This window comes from Pseudomonas sp. NIBRBAC000502773 (assembly GCF_006517195.1).
In the GTDB taxonomy this organism is placed as follows: Bacteria; Pseudomonadota; Gammaproteobacteria; order Pseudomonadales; family Pseudomonadaceae; genus Aquipseudomonas; species Aquipseudomonas marginalis.
Genome location: NZ_CP041189.1, coordinates 3,188,562 through 3,200,998, shown reverse-complemented (window position 1 = coordinate 3,200,998; position 12,437 = coordinate 3,188,562). Strand labels below are relative to the sequence as shown.

General features: G+C 62.7%; 7 protein-coding genes. All 7 read right to left on the bottom strand.

The features are described from left to right. Positions 1 to 4: 4 nt before the first annotated feature. On the bottom strand, positions 5 to 1,096 hold the full coding sequence (locus NIBR502773_RS14905; protein ID WP_141156331.1) for a polyamine ABC transporter substrate-binding protein: 1,092 nt from the start codon (positions 1,094 to 1,096) through the stop codon (positions 5 to 7). Continuing rightward, a complete protein-coding gene (locus NIBR502773_RS14900) occupies positions 1,093 to 2,127 on the bottom strand; it encodes a histone deacetylase family protein (RefSeq protein ID WP_141156330.1) in 1,035 nt (344 codons plus the stop codon). Before NIBR502773_RS14900 ends, NIBR502773_RS14905 begins: the two co-directional genes overlap by 4 nt. A 139-nt stretch (positions 2,128 to 2,266) precedes the next feature. Then, positions 2,267 to 3,259: an AraC family transcriptional regulator gene (locus tag NIBR502773_RS14895; RefSeq protein WP_141156329.1), complete on the bottom strand. Its 993-nt coding sequence runs from the start codon at positions 3,257 to 3,259 to the stop codon at positions 2,267 to 2,269. Positions 3,260 to 3,307: 48 nt separating this feature from the next. After that, complete coding sequence (locus NIBR502773_RS14890; RefSeq protein WP_141156328.1) at positions 3,308 to 7,870, bottom strand: hypothetical protein; 4,563 nt, start codon at positions 7,868 to 7,870, stop codon at positions 3,308 to 3,310. A gap of 116 nt (positions 7,871 to 7,986) precedes the next feature. Continuing rightward, positions 7,987 to 8,964, bottom strand: a complete 978-nt coding sequence (locus NIBR502773_RS14885; RefSeq protein ID WP_141156327.1) for an asparaginase — start codon at positions 8,962 to 8,964, stop codon at positions 7,987 to 7,989. A gap of 77 nt (positions 8,965 to 9,041) precedes the next feature. Then, positions 9,042 to 10,487 (bottom strand): sodium:alanine symporter family protein, encoded by a 1,446-nt coding sequence (locus tag NIBR502773_RS14880; RefSeq protein ID WP_065937955.1) that lies wholly within the window; start codon positions 10,485 to 10,487, stop codon positions 9,042 to 9,044. A 391-nt stretch (positions 10,488 to 10,878) separates the two neighbouring features. After that, on the bottom strand, positions 10,879 to 12,303 hold the full coding sequence (aspA, locus tag NIBR502773_RS14875) for an aspartate ammonia-lyase (protein WP_025854459.1): 1,425 nt from the start codon (positions 12,301 to 12,303) through the stop codon (positions 10,879 to 10,881). Positions 12,304 to 12,437: the final 134 nt, after the last annotated feature.

Genomic DNA, 12,437 nt, shown 5'->3' with positions numbered 1-12,437 from the left:
TTGCTCAGGTCCCGGACTTGATCCTGGACCAGGCGCGGGTCCTGGCGCGTTCGGCGTCGCGTCCCAGGGGCTTCAAGGTATAGAGCGTGGCCATCGCGGCTTCGGTGGGGTACAGGTTGGGGTTGTTGCGGATCGCCGGGTCCACCTGCCCGTTAGCGTCTTTGTTGGGATTGGGGTAGCCGACAAAATCACTGATCGGCGCAATGACGTGCGGTTGCAGCAGGTAGTTGATGAAGGTGTAGGCGTCCTGGGGGTTCTTCGCGCCCTTGGGAATGGCGAGCATGTCGAACCAGATCGGCGCGCCCTCCTTGGGCAGGCGCATGTCGACGATTACGCCGTTCCTGGCCTCCTTGGCGCGGTTGGCGGCCTGGGAGAAGCTGCCGGAGTAGCCGACAGCGACGCAGATGTCGCCGTTGGCAATATCGGCCATGTACTTGGAGGAGTGGAAGTAGGTGATGTACGGGCGGATCTTCAGCAGCAAGGCTTCGGCTTTTTCATAGTCCTTGGGGTTGTTGCTGTTGGGGTCCAGGCCCAGGTGCTGCAAGGCCAGGGGCAGGATCTCCGAGGGTGAATCCAGCAGCGCCACGCCGCATTGCTTGAGCTTGCTGATGTTCTCCTCCTTGAAGATCAGGTCCCAGCTGTCCACCGGTGCATTGGCGCCGAGTGCGGCCTTGACCTTGTCGGGGTTGAAGCCGATCAGGATGGTGCCGTACATGTAGGGCACGGCGAATTTGTTGCCCGGATCGTTGGCCTCGATCAGCTTCATCAACTTGGGATCGAGGTGGTTCCAGTTCGGCAACTGGCTGCGATCCAGGGCCTGGAACACTCCGGCCTCGATCTGTTTGGCCAGGAACACGTTGGACGGCACCACCACGTCATAGCCGGAATTGCCGGTGAGCAGCTTGGCTTCCAGGGCTTCGTTGGTGTCGAAGATGTCGTAGACCAACTTGATCGACGGGTTTTGGGCCTTGAAGTCTTCCAGGGCCTTGGGGGTGATGTAGTCGAACCAGTTGTAGACCCGCAGGGTTTTTTCTTCAGCGTGCGCGGCGGTGCTTAATACGGCGGCGCAGAGCACAAGCGACTTGAACAGATTCATTCGACTGCCCCTTCAAAACCTTCGAGAACGTTGACGGCATTGATGCCGATTTCTTCTACCGCGTAGCCACCTTCCATCACGAACAGCGTCGGCTTGCCCAGGCGGGCGATACGCTTGCCCATGGCCAGGTAGTCGGGGCTGTCGAGCTTGAACTGCGAGATGGGGTCATCCTTGAACGTATCGACGCCCAGGGACACCACAATGACGTCGGCGCCGTAGCCCTCAATGGCCTGGCAAGCCTGTTCCAGTGCGGCGCTCCAGGTGTCCCAGCCCGAACCGGCCGGCAACGGATAGTTGAAGTTGAAACCCTCTCCGGTCCCGTCGCCGAGCTCATCGGCATAGCCGAGAAAAAACGGAAACTCGGCTTCCGGGTGCCCGTGGATCGAGGTGAACAGCACATCGCTACGCTCATAGAAAATCGATTGGGTGCCGTTACCGTGGTGGTAATCCACATCGAGGATCGCAACCTTCCTGTGGCCCTGATCGAGAAATGCCTGGGCGGCGATGGCGGCGTTATTGAGGTAGCAGTAACCGCCCATCAAGTCGCTGGCGGCGTGGTGTCCCGGTGGTCGGCACAGCGCGAAGGCACTGTGGGCGCCTTGCTGGATCGCCTGTTGCGCAGTCAGCGCCACCTGCGCCGCACTGTAGGCCGCCTGCCAGGTGCCGGCGGTAATCGGCGCGCCGCCGTCGAAGCTGTAGTAACCCAACTGGCCGTGCAGGCTGGTGGGCAAGACGGCGCGCAGGGTGCGGGCGGGCCAGGTATAGGGCAGCAGGTCGCCGTCCTGGCCGAACTCAACCCAACGGGTCCAGGCACCTTTGAAAAAATCCAGGTACTCGCGGCTGTGGATGCGTTGCAAGGGGGCCAGGCCAAAGTCCTGCGGGGCTTGCACCGGGCCGAGTTGGCGGTCCTTGACCCGCTGCAGCACATGGTCGGCGCGGGCGGGCATTTCGAAGCAGGGCATCAATTGCCCGTCCATCAATTCACAACGGCCGTGGTGCAGATGATGATCGTCCGAATAGATCGTCAGCATTGTTGTTCTCCGCAGGCTGCTTGGGATGCCTTGCAGTGTTGCGGCGTGGGCAGGTTTGGAGAACGGCAGGAGCGGCCAAAAGGGGATAAATATGGCCAAAGCCTGTGTCCGTTATTCGCCCCATGTGGGGGCATGCGACTCAAGCGCGGAACTGACTCGGTGCCACGCCGCTCCAGCGTACGAAGGCGTGCCTGAAACTTGCGGTTTCACTGAAGCCCAACTGTTCGGCGATGCGATAGATCGGCAGTTGGTCCTCGCCCAGCAACTGCTTGGCCCGCTCGAAGCGTAACTCGTCCAGCAGTTCCTGATAGCTGCAACCCAGGTCATGCAGATGCCGGCGCAAGGTGCGCGGCGAACAGTTCATCTGCCCGGCCAGGCCGTCGATGCCGGGGGCGGCGTTCAATTGGGCGGCCAGCAATTGGCGTACCCGGCCGAGCCAGGCTTGGCGCCCGGTGAATTCGGTGTTCTGTTTGCGGCAGCGCTCGGCCATGGCGCGGTGGGTGATGGGGTCGGCCAGCGGCAACGGCTGGTCGAGCCAGTGCCGGTCGAAAGCGAAGGCATTGGCGCTGGCGGCAAAGGCAAGAGGGCAATCGAAGTGCTCGGCATAGCGTGCGCGATAGTCGGGGGCGCAGTGTTCGAAACGCGCACTGAGCAACGGCAGGGCATGGCCCAGCAGATCGTCACAGATGACCTTCAACGACACCAGGCAGAACTCGACATTGAAGGTGGCCAGCGCCGGGTTTTCCCGATACCCGTCGGCGGTGAACCAGATGCGCTGGCCGTCGTCTTCCAGGCTCAGCTCGAAAAGTGTTCCCAACAGCGCCGGATAGCGCAGGGCCAGGCGCAAAGCGTCACCGAAGGTGGCACTGGTCAGCAGCGCGTAGCCGAGCATGCCGTAGGATGACACGTGCATGCGCCGGCCCAACTCCAGGCCGATATCGCGGCGCAGGGCCACGGCATTGGCACACACGCGCATCTCCTGGTTGGTGGTGATGCGCGTGTCGGCGCGGTTCAGGTCGGCGCCGCAGATACCGCTGCCGGCCAGCAGCACGTCGCGGCTCACGCCCTCGGCCCTGAAGGTGTCGAGTACCAGGGAGACGGCGTTGAGCGTAGTCAGGTGCGAGTGCAGCATGGGGAAGTCCTGCCTGGGTTTGCCCAGAGGCAGCAAGGAGTGTGCCGCCTACTTGTGGTCAAAAAATAGCCGTTTGGCCGCCTCCAGGCTGATCTCGCTGCGGTAATAGTCGATTTGCTGCTGCTCGTTCAGGCCTTTGACCGAGTCGGCCGCCGAGCCTTGTCGATATTCATGGGTGGTCTTCAATCGTGCGCTCAGGTAGGCCCTGGCAGGTGTCCAGTCGGTCGAATAGTGAAAGTGCGCGTACCAGAGCACTTGATGGGTCGCGCGCTCGGTGATGATGTATTCGTCCAGGTAATCCGGAGTGCTGCTTTTGAGCCGGCGACGCCTTACGGCTTTCTTGATGACGATCTCGTCGCGCTGGCTCAGCCATTCGACGCCTTTGGTGGTTGGGGGGTGCTGCTTGATCATGCGCGTCATGCTTTCGGATGCGCGCAGGTACAGGTCCTGTGCCGCGTCGTTGAGCTGCTTGCCAAGGGCGGTTGCCGATTGGGTTTGATCCGCTGTGATGGTGCTGTCGGCCAGGGCCTGCTCGATGTGCCGGCTGGTTTCTTCCAGCAACAACGCGTGACGGTGGTACAGGTATTCGATACCGACGGCGGTGCGCCCGGCTTGGCGTGTTTGCTCGATGGCCCGTTGCCTGAACGCGGGCAAACCGTCCAGCAGCGTGCGGCCCTGTCCGAGGCTGGACTGAAGGTCGGGCACCGCCTGCTCGGTGTGTGCAGGGCTCAGCCGTTGCACCCAGACGTTGGGGCTTTTCTCATGGAAGGTGGCAATGACCTGCCGGGTCAGCGGTGACTTGATATCCACCAGGTCGGTTTCAAGGCCGACCGCCGTCAGGCGTGGCTCGCCGATCATCACGCCGTTGTAACGGGTATGGATGAATTTCTTCAAGGGCTTGGGGGGCGTCGGTGGAGGGGTAGGCCGGTTGCGCAGGATGTCCCGCTCAGCGTGCAGCTGGGACAGATGGGTCAAGGCCTGCCTGGAGAAATCCTTGACCTGTTTGCGCAGGCGTTCCAGCGGGGAGAGGTGGGTCAGGCTGGAAAACTCCTGGGAGAAGTCCTCCAGGCGTTCGTCAAGGACCTTGAACTGTTCGATCAGGCTGCTCAGGGATTCGATGCGTTCGTCCAGCCGCGCCTCACTGCGTTCGTTGAGGGTGTCGCGCAGGGCCTGGACCGACAGATCGGCGTTGTCGACAATCTCATTGAGGTTGGCCCAGGCCTGGGGTGCACGGGTCGCGCTGTCCTCCGGCAGGCACAACCTGCGCGCCAGGGTTATCTGCAGGGCCTTGAGGTCGATGCTGGTGTAGGCCGGCAGTTTTTTCCTGGCGCTCTGGATCAACTGCACGCCCTCCTTGGCCAGGGCCTTGAGTTGAGTGAAGCGCGCATGGGTGTAGTCCAGGCGCGTGATCATGTCTTCACTCATCTCGGTCATTTGTCGCGCGTCTTCGACGTACCGCGCCGGGTAATGGGTGTCGGGGTGTTCGAGCTGGTCAAGCACGACCCTGAGCTGGGGGGTGAAGGTGGTCTGGGCCTCCCTGATCGCGGCTTCGGTAAGCTCCAGTTGCGCTCTTATATAACCCAGGGCTTTTTGCTGATAGTCGGGGACCGGGGTGAACACACTCAGGGTCTTGAGGTGTTGCAGCGCCGCTTCGTAATCCGCGCTCTGCTGGTCGAGGGTGTCCATGTAGTGCTGGCGTTTGACTTCTGCAGCGTTACCGGAGACGTCGGTCATGGCCTGGCGGGCCTGTTGCAGTGCTCTTTGTGCGGTCTTCTTGGCGTTTTCGAAGGCCTCGAGCTTGGCCCGTACTTCGGCGGCCTTGAGGGTCGCTTCCGCTTCGGCTCTGTTGAGCATGCGCTTGGGGCCGCCGCCGCGCAGGCGCAGGCGGGTGTCGACGAACCATTGGCCGGCGGCGTTGTGAATCAGCGCTGGTCCGGTTCGATCCGGCTGCCGAGGGTCGATGATGACCACGTTGCCCTCGTCGTCCGCGCTCACTTCAAACCAGCGCTCGCCGACCTGTGCGTAGAAACGCTCGGCGACGCGGGTCAGGTGGCGGGTGGGCCCCGGGCGGGTGTCGACGCTGCTCGCTGCGCCAGGCTGGCTGACTTTGAAACGGTCCAGCACCCGCCCCAGGGTGGCGGGCGACCGATTGAGCGCGCCGCTGGTATGCAGCAGTGGAGTGTGACCCGGTGGGCTTTCATTACCGTCGATGGCGCCCAGCTGTTTGATCTCGACCCGCCGCCCTGCCGAGGGCTCGGTCGGCCTGGATTCCCGCTCGGGCCGAGCGCCGCGGGGACGCAGTCGCGTGCTGATATGCAGGGTAATCGCCATCGACAGGTTCAGCAGTACGTCGGTGAAGGCGGTCCATTGGGCGGCGGTGTCGTCCTGCTCCGTGGCCCCGACAAACTGTTGCAACTGGTCGACGACCTGCCAGATCCATAGGCCTGTCGCCACGCTGGGGCTGGTAAAGGGCAGCGCGGCATTGAGGAGCGTCCAGCCTGTTTGCTTGAGGGTCGCCCAGCGGTTTTCGGTATTGGAGGTCGACTGGCGGTCGGCCAGCTTGACCAGGGCCTGGGCGTTGGCTTCAAACAGGCCGGCGAGCAGGTCACCCTTGAGTGGGTCTTTGCCCAGGCCGATGGGGCCGCTCATGGTTTCCAGTGTCGAGGCGTCCACCAGAAAATCGGCGACGGCCCAGGGGGAAGGCAATTCTCCCGGGAACACATAGTTGGCGTAAGCATCGCGCGCGCTGTCCGGCAACCAAGCCAGCACCGAATGGCGCAGGTCGGGGGACTGGGCAATGGCGTACATCAGGTTGGTCGGGGACGGATATTGCACCAGGGCCGGCGTGAACAGCGGTCGATAGAGCAGGCAGGGGCCGGCGGCGGGATCTTGCGGGCCGATGACGTACATGTTTTCGACCTCATCGGCAGTGGCGTCGTCCCGCCGTTGCGGGATGAACGCCAGAGGCCGCATGACGATGGTCTGCCCGTCTACCGTGTGATCCGAGGCCTCGGCTTGCATCAGGGCGGCGACGTATCGATAGCCGCGGTCATCGATGCCATCCCGTTGCTGAATCTTGCCTTGCAGGGCCAGCAACGGCAGCTGGATGCGCAGGTGCTGGATGTAGCGGTTCTTTCGCGATGAGGCCTCGCGAGGGATTTCCAGCAGCTTGCTTTTGATCAGCGCCGGGTAGTTCCGGCCGATGTCCACCCGGGAAATGAGGCTCTCGATGTACTCGACGGTCAGCCAGTCCGGCAGATTTTGGCCGTTATGCAGCTGCAAGGTCTTGTTGCCGACCGGGAGGGCGATCAGGTTGTGCAGCGCCAGTTCGGCGAGGCCGAAGGTGGTGGTCTCGGTCATGCCGGGCACCGTGAAAGTTCCCCAGACCACCGGCTGCTGGACTTTCAGGGTGAGTGCGTCCAAAGCCAGGGCACCGGCTTGTGGATGGTCCTTGAGGATTTCCGCCTTGAGGCGATTGAGCGCGTACTGCTCGATGGGCGGGATATCGTCCTGATACGACTTGCCGCCGGTGCTGCTGTTCAGGGACGCGAGGTCCTTGAGATGCCGCGCATAGAAGTTCAGGTCGGACGTCGACGCCTCTTGCAGCCAGCCCGGCAGCGCCTGCTGGTACCACTCGCGGCCGGGGCCGGGGCCGGTGGCCAACTCGGTGGCACCGGGTGGCGGCGCCGTGTCCGGGTGGCGCACCTCGGAGAAGTCCAGGCTGCCGATAGCCTCGACCTGCAAGGCAATCAGGCTGCAGGCCTGGTGATCGAAAAAATTGCCGTCAGGTTCGAACAGGCGCCATTGCAACTGTGTGCGGGGCGCCGAGGTGTCCAGGCGGGCGGGCAGGCTCTGGCCCAGCTGTGCCAGGGACGCGAACTTCTCATAGCCCTTGAGCAGCGAGTGGGTGAGGATAACGTCTCGCCCGGCCTGCTTGCCGATCAGGACCGACAGCGCGAGCCGGTTGAGGTGGGTCACCTGCGCGCCGTCGACCTGATCGATGTCGAGCAGGTAGGCGTGGCTGGTGTATGGGTCGTCGAGCCGTCGCACATCGTAGGTGGGCGCGTGAAACAACTGGCGCGCCATGGCGCAGTCGCTTTCGTTCCAGCCCGGTGCCTGCCGGACATTCCACACCGCGCGCAATGAGTTGGACAGCTGATGCCAATGGGGGCCGCTGCCGTTGCTTTTGTTCCAGAACGCCAGCTGTTGCTCCTGCCAGGCCGCCAGCATGACGGGGGCCAGGGTATTGAGCAGATGGGCGATGTCACCGATGCGCACCGGCAAATGGGTCGGCGGCTCGGTGAGCGGTTGCTGGGTCAGGAAATGTTCGCCTTCGATGTACAGGGTCGGCTCGCCGAGCACGGCCTGATCGGTCAGGCTGTCGCTCAGTGTGCGGTAGGCGGTGGTAGTGGCGCGGGCCTGTTCGTCGATGATCTCCCAGCCGGGGGTGCCGATCAGGCAGATATCGGGGTCGATTGCCAGTGTGGGGTAGCGGGCCTGCAGCGCCTGGCGCAACAACACCGCCGCCACCTCCCTGAATGACGGGCCTGTTAGCAGTTGGGTGAGCAATTCCAGTGGCTGTTGTGAAGCGATTGAGATGGGCGTGGTCATGGGGCATCCCTGTCTTGCCGGTTGATGGGAACGGCCCGAGGTGTTCGCTCGGGTGTTCCATCCTAGGGGCCGGCCAGCCAGGGAAGGGGGTGACTATCTACAGTGCGGCGGTGGGGTCAGCTCAGTTCGCCGCACAGGTCCAGCTCTACCAGTCGCCGGACTTCGGCGATGGATAGCCCGGCCCCGAGCAACGCGTTGAGCTTGCCGAATACCGCTTCACGGGTCATGCCGCCACCTGACAACACGCCCACGCTGCGCAGGCGGCTGCCGGCTTCATACACATCCAGTTCCACGCCGCCTTCATGGCATTGGGTGATTGCCACGACCACGATGCCGTTTTCTTCGGCGCGCTGGAGGCTGGCAAGAAACTCAGGGTTGTCGCTGGGCCCGGTGCCGCTGCCGAAGCATTCCAGCACCAGTGCCTGGATGCCGCTGCCGAGCAATGCGTCCAATGGTGCTGCGGCGATGCCCGGTACCAACGGCAATACACCGACATTGGCCAGGGCCTTCGGTTGGCGGTAATCCAGCGCGGCGGGCAGCGCTTCGGCCTGGGCCACACCGCCGTTGCGCTGCAGCGCGGCGAACGGATGGCGACCAAAGCTGCGGATCTTCGCGCAGCGAGTCGGGGCCATCAGCGCGCCGTGGAAGTACAGGTGCACGCCGGGTGCCAGGCCCTTGCCCAACGCCAGCAGGGCTCCGCTGACGTTTTCCCAGGCATCGCTGTCGGGTACGCCGGCAGGCAACATCGAGCCGGTAAACACCACCGGCGTCGGCAAGCCCAACAGCTGGAAGCTCATCGCCGCCGCGCTGTAGGCCAGGGTGTCGGTGCCGTGCAGGATCAGCACGGCATCGCAACCGTCATCCACGGCCTCGATCACGGCGGTGCGCAGGCGCTGCCAGTAGGCGGGGGTCATGTTGGCGCTGTCGATGAGCGGGGACATTTCCCGGAAGCGCCAGGCGGGTACCGACACGTTGGCGAGCTGTTCGCGCATGCGCGCTTCAAAACCGGATGCGGGCGCCAGGCCATTGGCGCTGGCCTGCATGCCGATGGTGCCACCGGTGTAGAGCACCATGAGGTTATTGGCTGGGGACATCGAAGATTCTCCTGAACGAAAAACGCCGCCGGGCCCAGAGCATGCCCAAGGCCGGGCGGCGTGTCATCTGTCTACGCTCAGCGTTGCACTTGAGCGTTCAGTTCTGCCGATGCGGCAACGTCCGGTTTTGCCGGGTTGGCCGGCCAGGCCTTGCGGTCCAGGTCCAGGTCAGGGAACTGGCTGGAGTCGAACACCGGGGTCTTGATGCCTGCCGCGCGCTGGTTGTCGTAGTCGTTCAGGATGCGCATGGCGATCTTGAACAGGAACGCCAGGGCGAACAGGTTCACGAAGGCCAGCATGGTCATGGTGATGTCGGCGAAGGCGAACACGGTGCTCAGGTTCTCGATCGAACCCCAGAAAATCAGCACCAGCACCAGCGCGCGATACCCCATCAGTACCTTGCGGTTGTTGCCCACCAGGAAGCGCAGGTTGCTCTCGCCAAGGTAGTAGTTGTACATGATCGAGGTAAACACGAACAACGCCAGGGCCACCGAGATAAACATGCGGCCCCAGTCACCCACTACAGCGGCCAGGGAGTTCTGGGTCAGGGCAATGCCGTCGCCTTCGAAGCCCGGGGTGTAGAAACCGGAGAGCAGGATCAGCAACGCGGTGCAGGTGCAGATCACGAAGGTGTCGAGGAACACGCTGAACGCCTGGACCACGCCCTGGGCGATCGGGTGTTCTACCGAAGCGACCGCGGCCACGTTAGGCGCACTGCCCAAGCCGGCTTCGTTGGCGAACACGCCGCGTTTCACACCCATGATGATTGCACTGCCCACCAGGCCGCCGAAGGCTTGGTCGAGGCCGAAGGCGCTTTTGACGATGGTCGCGAGCATGGCCGGTACGTGGTCGAATTGCAGCACGATCACGTACAGGGTCACGGCGATGTAGACCAGGGTCTTGACCGGTACCAGCAGGTCGGCGATCGAGGCGATGCGCTTGATCCCGCCGATGAACACCAGGCCCAGCAATACCGCCAGGGCCAGGCCGGTGTAGGTGGTGTCCAGGCCAAACGCGTTATTCAGCGAGTGGGTCACGGCGTGGGCTTGCAGGCCGTTGAAGGCAAAGCCGAAGGTCACCAGCAGCAGGAACGCCATGACCATCCCCAGCCAGCGCTTGTGCAGGCCGTGCTGGATGTAATAGGCCGGGCCGCCACGGTAGGTGCCTTCCGCGTCAGTGCGCTTGTACAACTGGCCGAGGGAGCACTCGATAAAGCTCGAAGACATGCCCACCAGCGCGGTAACCCACATCCAGAACACGGCACCCGGGCCGCCCAGGGTCACGGCAATGCCGACACCCGCGATGTTACCGGCACCGACACGCCCGGCCAGGCTGAGCATCAGCGCCTGGAACGAGCTGAGTTGGTCGGAGCTGTTTTTCAGGCTGTCGCGAAACACCGAAAACATGTGGAAAAAGTGACGCAATTGAACGAAACGCGAGCGGATCGTGAAATAACCGCCGAGCCCGACAATGAGCACGATCAGTACTTTCCCTGAGAGGAAGTCGTTGATGACTTCGAGCATGGAGTGTTCCTCGCTGATTTTTCTAATGGCAAACGCAGGACGGTCCTACCCCTCGCATAGCACCAGGCAGTGCGCGACGGTTCGACCCCAATCCTTTTGCGGGTGTTGTTATTCATGCGCTATCGCGTGTATCCGGGCTTGTTACCGACGGCCGCAGACGCGAAGAGGGGCGGCACTATACCTAGGCGAACGTGATCCGTCTGCTCGGGCTGATTAAAGGTTTCAGCCAAGCTGTTACAGGCAAGGAGGGTTTGCAGGGCGATATTGGATTTTTTATGGGCGTCATTTCACAACCTTGAGGCAAAAAAAAGGGCCTGAAGAACGAGCCTTCAGGCCCTCAAAAGGTGAGAGGTGTCTAGTCCCTCAACCTGGTGAGCGGTGCAACAAACGCTTAGGCCTTCAACGGGACCAGGCGTGGGGCAATCATGTTTTCGGGGCGCAGGATGTCGTCGAGCATGGCGTCGTCGAGCAAGCCTTCTTCGCGCACCAGTTCCAGCACGCCGCGGCCGCTTTCGAGGGCGATACGCGCAATGCGGGTGGCGTTTTCATAGCCGATGTACGGGTTCAGCGCGGTGACCAGGCCGATGGAATGTTCCACCAGTTCGCGGCAGCGGGCTTCGTTGGCGGTGATGCCGACGATGCAGTGCTCGCGCAGCATGTCCATGGCGCGTTGCAGCAGGCGGATCGAGTCGAAGATCTTGAAAGCGATCAGCGGCTCCATCACGTTCAGTTGCAGCTGGCCGCCTTCGGCCGCCATGGTCAGGGCCAGGTCGTTGCCGATGACTTGGAACGCGACTTGGTTGACCGCTTCCGGGATCACCGGGTTGACCTTGCCGGGCATGATCGAGCTGCCTGGCTGGCGCGCCGGCAGGTTGATCTCGTTGATGCCGGTGCGTGGGCCGCTGGACAGCAGGCGCAGGTCGTTGCAGATCTTCGACAGTTTCACCGCGGTACGCTTGAGCATCCCGGAGAACAGTACGAAGGCGCCCATGTCGGAGGTGGCTTCGATCAGGTCGGCAGCCGGGACCACTGGCTGGCCGCTGATAACGGCCAGGCGTTGTACGGCCAGGGCCTGGTAGCGCGGGTCGGCGTTGATGCCGGTACCGATGGCGGTGCCGCCCAGGTTCACTTCGGTGAGCAGCTCTGGCGCCAGGGTTTTCAGGCGGGCCAGGTCTTCACCGAGTGTGGTGGCGAAGGCGCGGAATTCCTGGCCGAGGGTCATCGGCACGGCGTCCTGCAATTGGGTGCGGCCCATTTTCAGCACGTGGCTGAATTCGACGCCCTTGGCGGCGAATGCCTGGATCAGGCTGTCGAGACTGGCCAGCAGCGCGTCGTGGCCCAACAGCAGGCCCAGGCGGATCGCGGTCGGGTAGGCGTCGTTGGTCGACTGCGCCATGTTCACGTCGTTGTTGGGGTGCAGGTACTGGTATTCGCCCTTGTTGTGGCCCATGGCCTCCAACGCGATGTTGGCGATGACTTCGTTGGCATTCATGTTGGTTGAAGTGCCGGCGCCGCCTTGAATCATGTCCACCACGAACTCTTCGTGGAAATCGCCGCGGATCAGGCGGGCACAGGCTTCGCTGATGGCAGCGTGCTTGGCTTCGCTGAGCTGGCCCAACTCGCGGTTGGCGTCAGCCGCCGCTTGCTTGACCATTGCCAGGCCGACCACCAATTTCGGGTAATGCGAAATCGGAACGCCCGAGAGGCGGAAGTTATTCACCGCTCGCAGGGTCTGGATGCCGTAATACGCTTGGGCAGGTACTTCGAGTACGCCAAGCAGGTCTTTTTCTGTGCGGAATGATGCAGCGGAGGACATGACGGAAATCATCTCGATATGGACCCGGAACAGGCCGGAACGCTGCGAATGCTAGGCCTGTAGGAAATTTTGGGCCAATGCTGTTAAACACTGGCCTATGCATAAACGGCATAATGTGAGTGTGACCCGGCTAT